15 protein-coding genes are annotated in these 16949 nt (G+C 64.4%); 6 read left to right on the top strand and 9 right to left on the bottom strand.

The window, feature by feature from the left end:
• Positions 1–42: 42 nt before the first annotated feature.
• From BM275_RS13145 to BM275_RS13115, 7 genes are all read right to left on the bottom strand, one after another.
• A complete protein-coding gene (locus tag BM275_RS13145) occupies positions 43–1626 on the bottom strand; it encodes a M48 family metallopeptidase (RefSeq protein WP_090521620.1) in 1584 nt (527 codons plus the stop codon).
• The gene (locus BM275_RS13140; RefSeq protein WP_041756511.1) at positions 1613–1978 is read right to left on the bottom strand and encodes a hypothetical protein; all 366 of its coding nucleotides are present in this window, start codon (positions 1976–1978) and stop codon (positions 1613–1615) included. The genes BM275_RS13145 and BM275_RS13140 overlap by 14 nt, the downstream gene beginning before the upstream one ends.
• A complete protein-coding gene (locus tag BM275_RS13135; protein ID WP_090521618.1) occupies positions 1912–3270 on the bottom strand; it encodes a CHASE2 domain-containing protein in 1359 nt (452 codons plus the stop codon). Before BM275_RS13135 ends, BM275_RS13140 begins: the two co-directional genes overlap by 67 nt.
• Positions 3271–3354: 84 nt before the next feature.
• The gene (gene phnE, locus BM275_RS13130; RefSeq protein WP_046622008.1) at positions 3355–4122 is read right to left on the bottom strand and encodes a phosphonate ABC transporter, permease protein PhnE; all 768 of its coding nucleotides are present in this window, start codon (positions 4120–4122) and stop codon (positions 3355–3357) included.
• Entirely contained in the window at positions 4119–4952 is an 834-nt protein-coding gene (phnE, locus tag BM275_RS13125; RefSeq protein ID WP_090521617.1) for a phosphonate ABC transporter, permease protein PhnE, read from the bottom strand. Before phnE (BM275_RS13125) ends, phnE (BM275_RS13130) begins: the two co-directional genes overlap by 4 nt.
• Entirely contained in the window at positions 4946–5794 is an 849-nt protein-coding gene (locus tag BM275_RS13120) for a phosphonate ABC transporter ATP-binding protein (protein ID WP_090521615.1), read from the bottom strand. The genes phnE (BM275_RS13125) and BM275_RS13120 overlap by 7 nt, the downstream gene beginning before the upstream one ends.
• Before the next feature lie 19 nt (positions 5795–5813).
• On the bottom strand, positions 5814–6665 hold the full coding sequence (locus tag BM275_RS13115; RefSeq protein ID WP_090521613.1) for a putative selenate ABC transporter substrate-binding protein: 852 nt from the start codon (positions 6663–6665) through the stop codon (positions 5814–5816).
• 226 nt (positions 6666–6891) lie between these two features.
• Here BM275_RS13115 and BM275_RS13110 point away from each other — a divergent pair, with 226 nt between their 5' ends.
• Positions 6892–7089: a hypothetical protein gene (locus tag BM275_RS13110; protein ID WP_230697608.1), complete on the top strand. Its 198-nt coding sequence runs from the start codon at positions 6892–6894 to the stop codon at positions 7087–7089.
• An 85-nt stretch (positions 7090–7174) separates the two neighbouring features.
• Here the strand turns inward: BM275_RS13110 and BM275_RS13105 are convergent, their stop codons facing one another.
• The gene (locus tag BM275_RS13105; protein ID WP_090521609.1) at positions 7175–7987 is read right to left on the bottom strand and encodes an undecaprenyl-diphosphate phosphatase; all 813 of its coding nucleotides are present in this window, start codon (positions 7985–7987) and stop codon (positions 7175–7177) included.
• Positions 7988–8266: 279 nt separating this feature from the next.
• On the opposite strand from BM275_RS13105, the gene BM275_RS13100 reads away from it, so the two are divergent.
• The 5 genes from BM275_RS13100 (at position 8267) to BM275_RS13080 (ending at position 13848) form a co-directional block, all read left to right on the top strand.
• A complete protein-coding gene (locus BM275_RS13100) occupies positions 8267–9154 on the top strand; it encodes an NAD(P)-dependent oxidoreductase (RefSeq protein WP_090521607.1) in 888 nt (295 codons plus the stop codon).
• Positions 9151–9933 carry a hydroxypyruvate isomerase family protein gene (locus tag BM275_RS13095; RefSeq protein ID WP_090521605.1) on the top strand — a complete coding sequence of 261 codons (783 nt, stop codon included), beginning with the start codon at positions 9151–9153 and terminating at the stop codon, positions 9931–9933. The genes BM275_RS13100 and BM275_RS13095 overlap by 4 nt, the downstream gene beginning before the upstream one ends.
• A gap of 120 nt (positions 9934–10053) precedes the next feature.
• Positions 10054–11400 (top strand): spinster family MFS transporter, encoded by a 1347-nt coding sequence (locus BM275_RS13090; protein WP_023444478.1) that lies wholly within the window; start codon positions 10054–10056, stop codon positions 11398–11400.
• A gap of 157 nt (positions 11401–11557) precedes the next feature.
• On the top strand, positions 11558–12823 hold the full coding sequence (locus tag BM275_RS13085; protein WP_023444477.1) for an Hsp70 family protein: 1266 nt from the start codon (positions 11558–11560) through the stop codon (positions 12821–12823).
• 116 nt (positions 12824–12939) lie between these two features.
• On the top strand, positions 12940–13848 hold the full coding sequence (locus BM275_RS13080; protein WP_090521602.1) for a CHAD domain-containing protein: 909 nt from the start codon (positions 12940–12942) through the stop codon (positions 13846–13848).
• 147 nt (positions 13849–13995) lie between these two features.
• Here the strand turns inward: BM275_RS13080 and rapA are convergent, their stop codons facing one another.
• Positions 13996–16845: an RNA polymerase-associated protein RapA gene (gene rapA / locus BM275_RS13075; protein ID WP_090521599.1), complete on the bottom strand. Its 2850-nt coding sequence runs from the start codon at positions 16843–16845 to the stop codon at positions 13996–13998.
• Positions 16846–16949: the final 104 nt, after the last annotated feature.

Below are 16949 nucleotides of genomic sequence, written 5' to 3'. Positions count from 1 at the left end.
CAGCCGGTAATCGACTGCGCAACCCGCGTCGCCCTCTCAAGGTCAGCCGATCTTCTTGCAGACGTCCTTTCGATTTGGCATCTGCTTGCATTTTTCGCCGAGCATGCGCAGTTCGCTCTCATCTTTCTTGAGCTTATGAGCGAGCATCTTTTCGACAATGAACTGTTCCTGTGAACCCAGGTGGCGTTCAGCCCGTTCAATGGTCGCAAGGGCCGCAACTGCATCGCCATTGTTCAGATGATAGTGAACGAGTTGTTCGTAGACTTCCGGTCCCGCTAGCGACCAGTCCTTGATTGCGTTGAGCTGCGCCAGTGCACGACGTTTGTCACCAGTTGCCATGTGGACGTTGAAGAGGCTACGACGAATGCCTGGCTGGTTAGCCACCGGAGACTTCAGAGCTCGCTCGGCCAAGGTTCGGGCATCCTTCAGATTCTTCTGAGCCAGGGCCTCGTTGGCTCCGTAGGCATTCTTGTACGCGTCCAGTGAGGCTTTCACGCTTGGGGTGTTGCGGACTGTAAGCCAGTTCCGTTTATTTACCCGGTGATAACGCTCGGCATCGTACTCGCGCTGCAGATATTGGCGCAGGTCGTCATCGCGACGCTGGGCTGACATGTGTGAGCGGGTGAGGTGCTGGCCGACTGCGCTGACGGTCGTCATCAGGCCCTGATTGACGAACGTGTTGATCTCCTGGGTAAAGCCGTTCAGGTCGAGGCGCTGCAGCGAATCCTGCATCGCGCCCCGTCGCGCCTGGATAAAACCGGCCAGGAGGGGGGCCTGCTTTCCCTGGAAATCGCTAAGCCGCTGCAGGCTGTGGCTGGCACCGCGCGGCGCGTAACGCGCTTTGATCAGTAGATCGGTACCCAGCAGATCTGCCTGGTCTTCCTGAGCACGACCCCAGGCGGTGTTCCATACGTTGTCTGAAAAGGTGTTGGCGAGTGAGGTGTAGAGCACCGTCTCACCGACGGCCTTCTGCGTGGCTTGCGGATTTTTGCTGACCACCTTCCATTTCGAAGCTCCGCGATCCAGGCGAGAGTCGGCGACCATCGTCGCGATTACCGCAGTGGTGGCAATGTTGGTCAGCAGTTCCCGCTGCTCGTTGAAGGCTTGGCGGCGATCATGGTGGCGCAGCAGCACATGGCTCATTTCATGGGCCAGCATCGCCGCGATTTCGTCCTCGCTTTCTACGCTTTCCAGCATGCCGAGCGGCACGTAGAGAATGCCGTACGGGTCGGCTGATGGCCCGAACGAGTAACTGTCGGTGACCGTTACCCGCAATTGCGGCTGCTCGCCAGGCCAACCCTTGGCGAGACGTTCGACGATGCCTTGCAGATAGTTCTGCAGCGCAGGGATCAACACCACGTTCTGTTGGCGGATTTCATTGGCTGGCAGGCTACGGCCGTCATAGCTCAGCCGCAGGTTGTGGTTGTGCTGCGGATCGAGGCGGAAGTAACTGCGAACCTCCTCCTGCTCCAGGTACTTGCCCTGAAACCCGCTTTGCGTGCTTTGTCCTGCAAGATTGATCAGCGCGTCAGGTGCTCCTTTGAGCGTGCTGCACCCGCCCAGACAAGTCAGCAGTAAAGCCGCCGCGAATGCGGCACGCTTACGCAGTAGGTCAGTTCTTCGCACAGCCAGCCCCGTAACCAATGGTGGAGAGATTGGTCGCGCTATCTGCGCGGGCCTTGGGCAGTGCTGCGCACGGCATGGGAACGGTCTTGCCTTGACTCAGGCGGACATCGACACCATCCAGCCAGACCAGCTGTCCGGCTACCTCGACCTGCACCAGTTCGAGATCGTCATTCCACTGCTGTGCGGCCAGCGGTGTGGCGGGTAACTCGGAGCGTGCAATCTTCTTCAGCAAACGACCCTCTGCATCAAGCAGGGCGATCGGATCGTTGGTGTATTGCTCTACGGTCAATCCGGCCGCGTAGCTGGTGCTGCTGAGCAACAGGGCGCAGAGCAGTGTGAGGGGTTTGCGCATGATGACTCCTTTCGTGTGCTGGTCGAGGGGAGGGAGGGGGATTCCGGTTCTTCTGGCAGTAACACGCCAATCAGCAGCAACAAGCCAAGGATGTTCACTGGAGTGACGCGCAACTGATAAAGCAGCACGCTGATTAGCAGCAGACAGAGCGTTGCGCCGATCGCGAACGCCAGGCGATGCCCAGGCAAAAGGCCTGCGCGGGCCGAGTGAAACCAGAGAATGACCAAAGCGAAGATGAACTCGAGCAGGTCCAGGACATCGATTTCGGTGTTGAACAGTTGCGGTGGTGCGGCGATATAGTCCTGGCCATATTCGATCAAGTTATCCAGCGCCATGGCGTGGGCGTAGACGCCCGGCAACTTGCCGTGAACCGGCGAGCTGGTGAGATCCTCGGCGGAACTGATGGAGGCGCCGACCATTACCAGGCGATCGCCAAGCAGCTCACGTAACAAGGCGCGCTCCTCCGGTACGGTCGTAGCCAGGGCACTCGCGGTGATTGTCAGGTGAAACGGGCAGCGTGTTTCGGTAGGAGCACTGAGACGCCAGAAGACCGACTGGGCGAGCTGGCTGAAAATCCGGCTCCAAAGTCCAGATGATGAAGCGCACTGGCTGACGTCGCTGACCAGACGCTGCTCACGCGCCGGGTCACCGCCCCATTGCAGAGCGATCGGCGGTTGCTCTCCGGCGAGCTGTGCCGATGCTGGTAGCGGCTGACAGGCATGGCGCGTGCAGTAGCTTCTGTATAAGGCGAAGGCTGCGCTGTCCATCCAGCCGTATGCGGTCTCGGCTGCCAGCGGGTACTGATCTTCATAACCGCTCCAGCTCACCAGTGCCGGCTCGCTAACTTCGGTAAAGATCGGCAAGGCATTGGATTCAGTGCTGCCGGAGTTGGCGAGATACAGCGGCACGCCGGCAGCTCGATAGCGTTCGAACACGTTGGACAGGAGTCGACTACTGTCGCTGTTGCGTCCGCGGGAGTGGTCGTAGCTGTACATCAGGTCAACCATGACCGCGGCTGGTCGATAGGCCAGTAGCTGGCGGAACAGTTTGCTCTGTTCGCTGTAGGGTAGTGGCCAGTGGCTTTCGCGCTGGCGCAGAAAAGCGTCATCGATGATCACAACTGCGATCTGCTGTCTGGCGCCGGCATCGCCGTAGGCGTTGGCTTGCAGCTGATTGAGCAGGCGGGACGATGCGCCATCGGTGGCCGTAGTCAGGCCGAAGGGATCCAGCAGGATTGCCAGCAATGCCAGTACGGTTCGTAGCGTAGACAACTGGCGCGGTAGGGCCGGCACTTCATCATCCTTGATGATCTCAAAACGACATCACGGATGTTCGGTGAATCAGTTCACAAAAGTCAACGGAGTCGGCCGCGGCGATTAGCCTCGCACCCAGCGCTGCCTGGCCCAGGCACTCAGGCTGTCGACCGCCAGTACCATCGCCAGCATGGCCAGGATCACCGTCGAGGCTTGGGCTTCCTGGAAGAGGCTGAGGCTCATGTAGAGCATCTGGCCCAGGCCGCCGGCGCCAACGAAGCCGAGCACGCTGGCCATGCGAATATTGTTTTCCCAGCGGTACAACGTGTAGGCCACCAGTTGCGGCCAGAGCGAGGGCAGCGTGCCGTAGCAGAATGCCGCGATGCGTCCGCTACCGGCCAGGCGAAGGGCGTCGGCGGGCTGCGGCGGGGTATTTTCCAGCGCTTCGGCGAACAGGCGCCCCAGCACGCCGGCCGTGTGCAGCGCCAGCGCCAGGGTGCCGGCGTTCGGCCCGAGCCCCGCTGCCAGCACCATCAGCGCGGCCCAAACCAATTCCGGAATCGCCCGTAGCGCATTGAGCAGCAGGCGCGATGCTGCCTGCGCCAGCAGACCGAAACGGCCCGCCGCGGGGAGTGCCAGCAACAAGCCGAACAGGGCTGCGAGCAATGTGCCGATGGCCGACATCGCCAGGGTTTCCAGCGTGCCGCGAGCGATCGCCTGCAGATGCGCGGGCGACAGGTCCGGCGCCATGAATCCCGAAGCGTAGGCGGCCATCTGCGCAAGGCCGTCTCGGCTGAGCAGCGCGGCGCTTTCCAGCTGCAGGAAGGCAAAGGCGGCCACCACGGCCGCGACCAGCCCGGCCGGAATCAGCAGGCGCGACAGCAGACTCATGCGAATCTCCAGCGCAGCAGACGGCTGAGCAGGTCCGCCAGCAGCACCAGCGCGAGGAACGTCAGCAACATGGCGGCGACCTCACCGCCGGCGAACATGCGCATCGACAGGTCCATCTGCTGGCCGAGTCCACCGGCGCCGACGAACCCCATCACCACCGAGGCGCGGATCGCACATTCCCAGCGGTAGACGCTGTACGACAGCATCTCGCCCGTGGCCTGCGGCAGCACGCCGTAGAGGAAGGCCTGCAGCCGCGAGGCGCCGGCACCGAGCAGTGCACGGGCGGGTAGCGGGTCGACCGACTCGAAGATCTCCGCGTAGACCTTGCCGAGCATGCCGGCGTAGGTGATGGCGATGGCCAGCACGCCGGCGGTCGGCCCCAGGCCTACGGCGCGGACGAACAACAGCGCCCAGACGATCTCCGGGATGCTGCGCAGCACGATCAGCAGGCCGCGTACCGGCCAGCGCAACGCTTGCGCCCACCAGGCCGGGCGACCACCACGGCTGAGCGCCGAGAGCGACAGGGCGCGGGTGGCAAGCAGGGCGCAGGGGATGGCGACAGCCAGGGCCAGGGTCATGCCGGCAGTGGCGATTGCCAGGGTTTCCAGTGTCGCCTGCCAGAGCAGGTCAAGGAATTCGCCACTGTGCTCCGGTGGCCAGAACGCCGAGAGAAACGTGCCCATGGTGTCGGCATTGCTGCCGTCGAACAGCACACCCAGGTCCAGCTCGCTCAGCCTTACCCCTGGCCACAGCAGCGCCACGGCCAGCAGGGTCAACATCAGGCGTGGCGCGGCGGCAGGATCGTGTCGGACAGTTGCGGGGTTCAGCATCGCGGAATGTTCAGTGGCGGGGTCGCTGCTGCAGGTGGCGACGGGGCATGCTGAAGCTGCTCATTGGCATACAGCGCCGCCAGCTCGTCGGGGCCGATTTCGCTGGCAGGCTTGTCGAACAGGATGCGGCCGTCACGCACGCCGACGATTCGCGGAAAGTGCTCCAGTGCCAGCTCCACTGCATGCAAGCTGGCCAGCAGCGTGGCGTTGCGACGTTGCGCCTCGCGGTTGAGCACGCCCAGCGTGTGACTGGCGAGCACCGGGTCCATGGCTGAGACGGGTTCGTCGGCGAGGATCAGCTCCGGCGCCTGGTAAAGCATGCGGGCGATTCCGACCCGCTGCAGCTGGCCGCCGGATAGCTGATCGCAGCGCATGTACAGCTTGTCGGCAAGGTCGAGCCGCCCGAGCGCCTCGGCAGCGCCCTGGCGGTCCAGGGGATAGAGCAGGCTGAGCAGGCTTTTGGGTAGCGACCAGTTGCCGAGACGCCCCGCCAGTACCGCCGTCACCACCCGCTGTCGCGGTGGTAGCGGCGGCGCCTGGTGGATCAGGCCGATCTGGCTGCGCAGGCGTTGGCGAGCGCCGGCCGAGAGCGTCCAGGGGCGCTTGCCGAGCAGCTCGAGATCGCCCTGATCTGGCTTGAGCGACGTGGCTAGCAGACGCAGCAGCGTGGTCTTGCCGGCCCCGGACGGGCCAATGATGGCGACCCGTTCACCCTGCGCGACCTGCAGGTCGAGCCGCCGCAGTGCGATCTGGCCGCCGGCGTGGGTGTGGCCCACGCCGGCCAGCTTCAGCGCCGGTTGTGCAGCGAGGCCTGGCGCCGGCGGTGTTTGCAATGTGCTCATTGCTGGCGCTTACGCGGCATCACTTGAGCAGGCCGGCGGCGCGCGCAGCTTCTTCGATGCCTGCGTAGTTCTCCGGCTTGGTCTCGATAAAGCGACTGGCGGCCTGCAGATCGAGAATCGCCTTGTGCTCAGGGTTGGCCGGATCGAGGGCGAGGAAGGCAGCCTTGATCTTCTCGACCAGCGCCGGCTCGAGGTTGCCGCGCACGGTCCAGTTGTAGTCGTAATAAGGCGGAGTGATGGAGATCACGCGGACCTTGTCGGTGTCGACCTTGCCGGCCGCGACCAGCTTGTCCCACACCGAGGCGTTGAGCACGCCGGCGTCGGCCTTGCCGGCCTCGACCCAGGCGGCGGTTGCATCGTGAGCGCCCGAGTAGGCGATGCGCTTGAAGAACTGCTCCGGCTGGATGCCGTCCTTGAGCATGAAGTAGCGCGGCATCAGGCTGCCTGAGGTCGACGACACGGAGCCGAAGGCGAAGGTCTTGCCCTTGAGGTCGGCCAGTGACTTCACCTCGGGATCGGCGGTGATGAACTTGCTAGTGAACTGCTCGTCCTGCTCGCGCTGCACCAGCGGGATCGCATTGCCAGTCTTCAGACGGGTCTGGACAAAGGTGAAGCCGCCCAGCCAGGCGAGATCGAGGCGGTCGGAGGCCAGGGATTCGACGACAGCCGCATAGTCCGATACCGGGGTGAACTTCACCGGCATGCCCAGCTGCTGTTCCAGGTATTCCCCCAGCGGCTTGAACTTGCGAATCAGCTCGGTCGGGGCTTCATCGGGGATAGCGGAAACCCGCAGGGTTTCAGCGGCGTGGGTAGTAGCAATAGACAGGGACAGGGCAAGGCCGGCGACGGCTGCCAGGGAGCGCTTCAGCATTGAGGGTTCTCCGGTTCAATAGCGGAAAAAGCGCGCGGATTATAGAGCGTGGTAGGCGTGTGGCGCCAAGGGAAAGCTGAACAGGGACGTTTGGAGCGCTTCTGGCGCATTTCCATTGCAGAAATATCGTGTAACACGACGAACTTTTTTCAGGCCCCAAACCTAAGTGATCTGTAGTGGCCGAATATGTGCAATGTGCCACCCCCCGCAGGCAAAGGAAGCGAATGTGAAGTGCGATAAGAAGCGTCGGTCCACCATGGTCTGGGCAGATGGTCACTCATTCAGAGAGGTAGCGCGAATTCAGGCGCAACCTGTTGGCAGCGCGGAAGTACGCAGCGCGCCTTTGACCGAGAAGATGTTCACCGAGGCGCGTATCGCAGCTGTCCTGCTCGGCCCACTGCTGATCGACCTGCCTCAGGGCTGATAGGGCGACCTCGCTCCGGCCAGCGCCGCGGCAGCGCGAGGAATCGCACGCCGCGGCAAGGTGTTCAACGTATCAGCAGGGGTGCTCAGGCGCCGGCGAACAGTACCAGCAGCACCACACCGAGGATCAAGCGGTAGATCACGAACGGCAGCATGCCGACGCGCTCCAGCAACTTCAGGAAGATGTGGATGCACAGGTAGGCGCTCATCGCCGACAGCACCACACCCAGCCCCATCGCCGTCCAGTCAACCGCTACCCCGCCTTCCACCAGGTCGAGTGTGCTCAGCGCGCTGGCAAGCACGATCACCGGGATCGACAGCAGAAAGGAAAAGCGTGCTGCGCCGGAGCGCGACAGGCCCAGCAACAGCCCGGCGGTCATCGTCACGCCCGAGCGCGAGGTGCCGGGAATCAGCGCCAGCGCCTGGGCGCAGCCGATCAGCAGGATGTCCTTCCAGTTCAGACTGTGCTCGTCGCGCGGTTGCGGGATTCGCCGGCTGACCACGTCCGACCACCACAGCAGCAGACCGAAGCCGATGGTCGCCCAGGCGATCACCAGCGGCGAACGCAGCTGGACTTCGATGAAGTCCTTGAACAGCAGCCCGGCGATGCCGACCGGAATCGTTCCAAGGATCACCGCCCAGGCCAGCCGGCTGTCACCGACCCGCTCGCGGCGGGCTAGCGATGCGAACCAGTCGCGCGTCATGCCGAAGACTTCCAGGCGGAAGTACCAGACCACTGCGGCCAGGGTGCCGAGGTGCACCGCCACGTCGAATGCCAGTCCCTGGTCGTCCCAACCCACCAGGTGCGGGAAGAGGATCAGATGAGCCGAGCTCGATACCGGCAAGAACTCGGTTAGTCCCTGCACGATGGCCAGGACGATGATCTGAATTAAATCCATTGCTTGTTTCCTGCGATTTCTTCTGATGCACGCGCGTTGCCAAGGGCAGGCGTGCGTTGAGCGGATGGGTCTGCGCGAGGCGATGCCTCGGGGCCTCCTTCAGAGGCGCTCGACGGCGGATCGTTCCAGTTGGTCGGGCAATTTGCTGGATCGGTCACAGTGGCATTGTGGCAGCAGGAGGGGGCATTGAGCAGTTGAGGGATGAGGGAGGTACATCGTTTGGCCGTTCCTGGCGGTGCGGCGCTAGAATCACGACCTCGTTCGTCTAGGAGCCGCCTCATGTCCGACCTGCCAACCCTCGCTTTTGCCGGTATCGGCCTGATGGGCCTGCCGATGTGTCGACGTCTGCTGGCGGCGGGGTATCGCCTGGCGGTGTGGAATCGCTCGCCCGAGAAGTGCCAGCCGCTGGTAGAGCTGGGGGCCAGGGCGGTGGCGACGCCCGCTGAGCTCTGTGCCGAGGCCGACATTGTGCTGTTGTGTCTGGCCGACACCGCCGCTGTGCGCGAGGTGCTTTTCGGCAAGGGCGGCATCGCCGAAGGTGGCAAGGCCGACAAGCTGCTGGTCGATCACTCGAGCCTGGAGCCGACGGCAACCCGCGACATGGCCGCCGAGCTGGAATTTCGCAGTGGCATGCGCTGGGTCGATGCCCCGGTCTCCGGTGGAACGCCGGGCGCGGAAGCCGGCAGCCTGGTGATCATGGCCGGCGGACGCGCCGAGGATGTCGAGCGGGTACGGCCGGTGCTGATGAATCTGGGCCAGCGCCTTACCCATATGGGTGGGGTCGGCGCCGGCCAGGTGACGAAGGTCTGCAATCAGATGATCGTCGCCTGCAATGCGCTGGTGATCGCCGAGGTCGTGGCCTTGGCCGAACGTGCCGGAGTCGACGCCAGCCTGCTGGCACCGGCGCTGGCCGGCGGCTTCGCCGATTCCAAGCCATTGCAGATCCTCGCCCCGCAGATGGCAGCGAGCGAGTTCGAACCGGTGAAGTGGCATGTACGGACCTTGCTCAAAGATCTGGATACGGCTGTCAAACTGTCCCGTGAGCAGGGATCGGCGACGCCCTTGAGCGGCCTGGCCGCGCAGCTGATGCGCCTGCACGGCAGCCAGGGCAATCTGGAGCGCGACCCCGCCACGCTGGTGCAGATGTACCGGGAGGGCGACCAATGAAGATCGCCGCTAATCTATCGCTGCTGTTCACCGAGCTGCCGCTTACCGAACGCATCCTCGCCGCCCGCACCGCCGGTTTCGATGGCGTGGAGATCCAGTTTCCTTACGAAGTGCCGGCCATTCGCCTGAAAGAGCAACTCGAGCGCGCCGGCATGCCGCTGGTGCTGATCAATCTGCCCGCCGGCGATCTGCTGCAGGGCGGACCAGGTCTGGCGGCGGTGCCGGACCGGCAGGAGGCCTTCGACGCTGCTCTGCAGGAGGCGCTGACCTATGCGCTGATGGTTCGACCGGCCAGTGTCAACGTGCTGCCGGGCCGCCTCGCCGAGGGCGTCGACCGCGAGCTGGCGCTGGAGACGCTCGAGCACAACCTGTGGAAGACCGCCGACGCCTTCGACATGCTCGGCATCCGTGTGCTCTGCGAAGCGATCAACCCGCTCGACATGCCAGGCTTTCTGATCAACAGCGCGGCGGATCTGGAGGCTCTGCTGCAGCGCGTCGATCACCCCAACTGCCTGGCGCAACTGGATTTCTACCATATGGCACGCCAGCAGCTGGACCTGCCCAGCTGCATTACCCGGCTGGGCGAGCGCATCGGTCATGTGCAGTTCGCCGACTGCCCGGGCCGCGGCGCGCCGGGTAGTGGTGAGCTGGACTTCGGCGCAGCGCTGCAGGCCTTGCAGGCCAGCGGCTACCAGGGCTGGCTGAGCGCCGAATACAAACCGGGGGAGCAGGGCACCGAAGCCAGCCTGGGCTGGCTGGCCGAGTGGCGCGGGCGCTGAGCCATCGCGGGGCATAAGCGAAGGTGATGTTCGGAGACAGGATCAGGCACAGACTCTAGAGTCATGGTCGAGTCCCGGCTGGTCTGCGGCCGGAATATAAGAACAATCGAGACCGACGTCATGCAGCCTTCCACCCAAGCATCCAACGCCTGGCGCGTGCTGTTTCTGCTCTTTCTGGCGAACCTGTTCAACTTCTTCGATCGCACCATACCGGCGATCATCGCCGAGCCGATCCGCCTGGAGTGGAGCCTCAACGATTTCCAACTCGGCCTGATCGGCACCGCCTTCACCATCGTCTACGCCATTGCCGGGCTGCCCCTGGGGCGCATGGCGGACCTCGGTTCGCGGCGCAAGATCATGGGCTGGGGGCTCACCGCGTGGAGCGGCCTGACCGCGATTAACGGCCTGGCCTGGAACTTCTGGAGCTTCCTGCTGGTGCGCATGGGCATCGGCATCGGCGAGGCCAGTTACGCGCCCGCCGCCAACTCGCTGATCGGCGACCTGTTTCCGGCGCACAAGCGCTCCCGGGCCATGGGCATCTTCATGCTCGGCCTGCCGTTGGGCCTGTTGCTGGCGTTCTTCACCATCGGTTCCATGGTAGAGGCGTTCGGCAGCTGGCGCGCGCCCTTCTTCATCGCCGCGGTGCCGGGCCTGGTGCTGGCGCTGTTCATCTTTCTGATCAAGGAGCCCAAGCGCGGCGCCGCCGAGACCGTCAAGGTTTCCCAGGAGCCGGTGCAGCAGCCGATCCGCAAGGTGCTGTCGATTCGCACCTTCTGGTGGCTGGTGCTGGCCGGCCTGGCATTCAACTTCGCCACCTATGCCTGCAACGCCTTCATGGTGCCGTTGCTGATGCGTTATCACGGTGTCTCGCTGGTACAGGCGTCGGTCGCCACCGGCGTGATCGTCGGCTTGACCGGCCTGTTCGGGTTGACCCTGGGCGGCTGGGTCGCTGACCGTATCCACCAGCGCTACGCCCGTGGTCGCCTGATCTTCGCCGCTGTGAGCATGTTGATCGCGACCATCGCGACCGGCTATGCGCTGCTGGCCGGCCGCATCGAGGTCGGCATGTTCGTCGCCGTGTTCAGCATTGGCTGGCTGTTCTCCTACAACTTCTATACCTGCGTCTACACGGCAATTCAGGACGTGGTCGAACCGCGCCTGCGGGCCACGGCCATGGCGCTGTTCTTCGCTGGCCTGTACCTGCTGGGCGGCGGCATGGGGACAGTAGTGGTGGGGCTGCTCTCGGACCACTTCGCCGAAGGGGCGATGCTGGCAGCGGGCGCCAGCGAGATGGCCGAGGCCTTCCGTGCCGAGGGTCTGCACGGGGCGATGTATCTGATACCGGCGTCGCTGCTGCTGACCATGCTGTTCCTGTTCCAGGCATCGCGGACCTTCTGCGCCGATGCCAAGCGCATGACTGCCGGGATGACGGCCGATGCGCCCGGCGCGGAGGCGGTGCCTGCCTGATACGTTTGCGTTATGGGGTTTGTGCCCGGACCAGCGATGGCCGGGCATTTTTTTGTCTGGAGAAAGCCATCGAGGGGCTAACCGACGATAGGCCTGCATCGGCGGGCCGCCTCCTTTACACTGCGCGGCCGTTTTTTCAGTACCCGTGGAACACGCCATGCTCAACGCCTCATCCGCCCGCGCCTGCGGCATCGACTTCGGCACCTCGAATTCCACGGTTGGTTGGTGGCGCCCCGGCGTCGATCCGCTGATCGCGCTGGAAGGCGAGCAACCGACCTTGCCGTCGGTGGTGTTCTTCAATCTCGAAGAGCGCCGGCCGGTCTACGGTCGGCAGGCGCTGAGCGAATATCTGGAGGGCTATGAAGGCCGCCTGATGCGTTCGCTCAAGAGCCTGCTCGGCTCCAAGCTGCTGAAAAGCGAAACCACCGTGCTCGGCAGCGCCATGCCGTTCAAGGAAATCCTCGGCCTGTTCCTCGGCACCCTCAAGCAGCGCGCCGAAACGGCTGCCGGCCGGCCATTCGAGGAAGTCGTGCTGGGGCGGCCGGTGTTTTTCGTCGATGACGACCCGCAGGCCGACCGCGAGGCATCGGACACCTTGGCCGCTGCCGCCCGCAAGATCGGCTTCAAGGACGTGTCCTTCCAGTACGAGCCGATCGCCGCGGCCTTTGATTACGAGTCGCGTATCGAACGCGAAGAGCGCGTGCTGATCGTCGATATCGGCGGTGGTACCTCCGACTTCTCGCTGGTGCGGCTGTCGCCCGAGCGTCGGGACGTCGATGATCGACAGGCTGATATTCTCGCCACCGGCGGTGTGCACATCGGCGGTACCGACTTCGACAAGCAGCTCAGCCTGAGCGGGGTGATGCCGCTGTTCGGCTATGGCAGCCGGATGAAGAGCGACGCACCGATGCCGACCAGCACCCACCTCAACCTGGCCACCTGGCACACCATCAACGCCGTATACGCGCCGGCCTCGCTACGGGCGTTGCAGAGCATGCGCTACGACATCGTCGACCCCACCGGTATCGACCGGCTGTTCCGCCTGATCGAGCAGCGCGCCGGACACTGGCTGGCGATGCAGGTGGAGCAGGGCAAGATCGAGCTGACCGAGGCGGAGCAGTTCGCCATCGACTTCCAGCGTATCGAGCCGCAACTGCAGGTCGAGCTGACCCGCCAGGGCTTCGAAGGCGCCATCGCCGCACTGCTTGACCGTATCGGTGGCAGCATCAATCAGCTGCTGGCGGATGCCGGCGTGCGCCATGATGAGGTCGATACGGTGTTCTTCACCGGTGGCTCGAGCGCCATTCCTGCACTGCGCGACAGCGTTGCCGGGCTGCTGCCTCGGGCGCGGCACGTGGAAGGCAATCGCTTCGGCAGCATCGGCAGCGGATTGGCCATCGAGGCGCGCAAGCGCTACGGTTGAAATGGAATCCCGGCGTTGCTGACACAAATCTTCACATTGCCGGAATAACACCCGGCGTGGCGTGCGGGTCTCAATACGGATGCTCCAGCGGAGCGTGTCATTGAGGGATAACGCAAATGGCCTATCGAATACGCCCAGCGCGCAATGCTGCCAAAGAGGTGCGCAAGGCCGCGCTGGGGCGCATCAACAAGGCGATCCAGGCGCTCTGTGTCGAGCCGTCCGAGCGGGCCGAGGGCGTGCACCAGGCGCGCAAGCGCTTCAAGGAATTGCGCGCGCTGCTGCGGCTGGTGCGTGAACCGCTCGGTGCGCGTTTCAGCGTCGACAATCGTCGGCTGCGCGATGCCGGACGACGCCTGGCCGAGTCACGCGATGCCGCCGCCATGCTGGAAAGCTGGGACGCCCTGGCGCGCACCGATCAGCCACTGTTCGTCAGCGATGCGTTCCGCCAGATCCGTCTGCGCTTGCAGCAGCGCGCCGCGCCGGATGGTGAGGTGCATACCGGCTTCGACGTGGAAGTGACGCAGGTGCTGGGTGACCTGCGCGCACTGACTCGAGACGTGCAGCACTGGAAATTGCCGGGCAAAGGCTTCGGCTTGCTCGCCGCGGGCTTTCGGCGAACCTATGCCGACGGTGTGCGGGATCTCGCACGTGCGCAAAAGGCGGACTCGGATGAGTTGCTTCACGAATGGCGCAAGCGGGTGAAGGACCACTGGTATCACTGCCAGCTGCTGTCTCCGTGCTGGCCGGATGCGCTGGAAACTCGCGCGGAACAGCTCAAGCAGGTCGCCGACGCGCTGGGCGACGACCATGACCTGGCGGTGATGACTGAGCTGATGCAGGGCGAGCCCGAGCTGTTCGGTACAGCGGATACCCGTGAAGCGGTGCAGCGCTGTATCGAACAGCGGCGGGCGCAGTTGCAACAGCGCGCGCTGCGCCTGGGCCGCCGCTTGTATGCCGAACCGCCAAAGGCGCTGGCGGAGCGGGTCGGGGCGTACTGGCGTATCGCGCGTAAGGAATCGGAATAATAGGAGCACGCCTCGACGAGGCCGTTCTCGGGGAAGCGCGGACCACCTCGTTCAGGTCGGGAACGAGGTGGTCCAACCGCTGGCGCGTTGACCTGAACGGATGGGTTGGACACCGCCTTCAGGACACACGGGCAAAGCGCTGCCGGCTCAGCCGGCGACCAGCACCCGTATTGCCTCCAATCGCAAGGCCGCCTTTTCCAGTGCTGCCAGGCCGTCTTCGCGCTGCTGACGCAGGGCTTCGATCTCGCTGTCGCGCACGCTCGGGTTGACTGCCTGCAGGGCTACCAGTCGCGCCAGCTCCTCCTCCAGGCCGGCCTTGAGCTTGCGTTGTGCTTCGGCAACGCGCTCGCTGTGGCGCGGCGCGATCTTGGCTTCGGCGGCGGCGATCTGGGTGGCCAGCACGTCGCGCTGGGCCTGAACGAACTTGTTGGCGCTGGCCCGCGGCACGCTTTCCAGCTGATCGTTGAGCGTATCGAAGGCCACCTTCGAGGCCAGGTCGTTGCCGTTTCCGTCGAGCAGGCAGCGCAACGCCAGCGGCGGCAGGAAGCGACTCAGCTGCAGTGCACGCGGCGCCACCACTTCACTGACGAACAGCAACTCGAGCAATACGGTGCCCGGCTTGAGCGCCTTGTTCTTGATCAGCGCGACCGCGGTGTTGCCCATGGAGCCGGACAGCACCAGGTCCATGCCGCCCTGCACCATGGGGTGTTCCCAGGTGAGGAACTGCATGTCTTCGCGGGCCAGGGCCTGTTCACGGTCGTAGGTGATGGTCACGGCTTCGTCATCGCCCAGCGGGAAGCTGGCATCCAGCATTTTCTCGCTGGGGCGCAGTACCAGGGCGTTTTCCGAGTGGTCTTCGCTGTCGATGCCGAACGCGTCGAACAGCTGCTCCATATAGATCGGCAGGGCGAACTGGTCGTCCTGCTCCTCGATGGCTTCGACCAGCGCCTTGCCTTGTTCGCCGCCGCCGGAGTTGAGTTCCAGCAGACGGTCGCGACCGCTGTGCAGTTCGGCTTCCAGACGCTCGCGCTCGGCGCGGGCCTCGTCGATCAGCAGCTGATAGGCGTCGTCGTCACCTTCTTCCAGCTGCGCCAGCAGGCGCTGACCGAAGCGGTGCTGCAGGGCGTTGCCGGTCGGGCAGGTGTTGAGGAAAGCGTTCAGTGCCTGGTGATACCACTTGAATAGGCGTTCCTGCGGACTGGTTTCCAGATACGGCACGTGCAGCTGGATGGTGTGCTGCTGGCCGATGCGGTCGAGACGGCCGATGCGCTGCTCGAGCAGGTCCGGATGCGCCGGCAGATCGAACAGCACCAGATGGTGGCTGAACTGGAAGTTACGGCCCTCACTGCCGATTTCCGAGCAGATCAGCACCTGCGCGCCGAACGCCTCGTCGGCGAAGTAGGCCGCGGCGCGGTCGCGCTCGAGGATGCTCATACCCTCGTGGAACACCGTGGCCGGAATGCCGGAGCGCACGCGCAGCGCGTCTTCCAGATCCAGGGCGGTCTCGGCATGAGCGCAGATGACCAGCACCTTGTACTTCTTCAGCATCTTCAGCGTGTCGATCAGCCATTCCACGCGCGGATCGAACTGCCACCAGCGGTTGCTCGCCTCGCCGTCGTCCTGCTGGCTCTGGAAGGCGACCTCCGGATACAGCTCGGCATGCTCGCCCAGCGGCAGTTCGAGGTATTCGGCCGGGCAGGGCAGCGGATAGGGATGCAGCTGGCGCTCCGGGAAACCCTGCACGGCGGCACGGGTGTTGCGGAACAGCAGACGGCCGGTGCCGTGACGGTCGAGCAGCTCGCGGATCAGCCGGCTGCTGGCCTCGATGTCGCCATCGGTGGCGGCGGCCAGCAGGGCTTCGCCCTCGGCGCCGAGGAAATCGTGGATAGTCTGGTGTGCCTGCTGCGAGAGACGGCCCTCGTCGAGCAGCTCCTGCACGGCTTCGGCCACCGGCTGATAGCTGGAGCTTTCGGCGCGGAAGGCATCGAGGTCATGGAAACGATTCGGATCGAGCAGCCGCAGACGGGCGAAGTGGCTGTCCAGACCGAGCTGTTCCGGAGTTGCAGTCAGCAGCAGCACGCCGGGGATCACTTCGGCCAGCTGTTCGACCAGTTTGTATTCGGCGCTGGCACCTTCCGGGTGCCAGACCAGGTGGTGCGCTTCGTCCACTACCAGCACGTCCCAGCCTGCGGCGAAGGCAGCATCCTGGGCACGCTCGTCTTCCTTCAGCCATTCCAGCGATACCAGTGCCAGCTGGGTGTCTTCGAACGGGTTGCTGGCATCGCTCTCGATGAAACGCTCGGCATCGAACAGTGCGACTTCCAGGTTGAAGCGGCGGCGCATCTCCACCAGCCACTGGTGCTGGAGGTTTTCCGGAACCAGGATCAGCACCCGGCTGGCGCGGCCTGAGAGCAGTTGGCGATGGATGATCAGGCCGGCTTCGATGGTCTTGCCCAGGCCCACTTCGTCGGCCAGCAGTACGCGCGGGGCGATGCGGTCAGCGACTTCCTTGGCGATGTGCAGCTGGTGCGCGATGGGCTGCGCACGCACGCCACCGAGGCCCCACAGCGAGGATTGCAGCTGGGCGCTCTGGTGCTGCAGGGTGTGGTAGCGCAGGCTGAACCAGGCGAGCGGGTCGATCTGCCCGGCGAAGAGGCGGTCGCTGGCCAGGCGGAACTGGATGAAGTTCGACAGCTGGGTTTCCGGCAGGGTGCGGGCTTCGTTCTGTGCGGTCAGGCCGTGGTAGACCAGCAGGCCGTCGACGTCGTCGACCTCGCGCACGGTCATCTTCCAGCCTTCGAAATGGGTGATCTCGTCACCGGGTACGAAGCGCACCCGCGTCAGTGGGGCGCTGCGTGTCGCGTACTGGCGCGTTTCGCCGGTCGCCGGATAGAGCACGGTGAGCATCCGTCCATCCTGGGTCAGGATGGTTCCGAGGCCGAGTTCTGCCTCGCTGTCGCTGATCCAGCGTTGCCCCGGTAGATACTGCTGCGCCATGCTGCCTCCCGCTGTGAAAAAGCCGGCTATGGTAACGGAACGTCGCCATCAGAGCGACGGCCGATGGCGACTGCGTGACGCATGAAGTGTAGCGGTCCTGTTAA

This window comes from Stutzerimonas kunmingensis (assembly GCF_900114065.1).
Classification (GTDB): Bacteria; Pseudomonadota; Gammaproteobacteria; order Pseudomonadales; family Pseudomonadaceae; genus Stutzerimonas; species Stutzerimonas kunmingensis.
The sequence above is the reverse complement of the archived record's forward strand: the minus strand, read 5'-3'. Positions and strand labels throughout refer to the sequence as shown.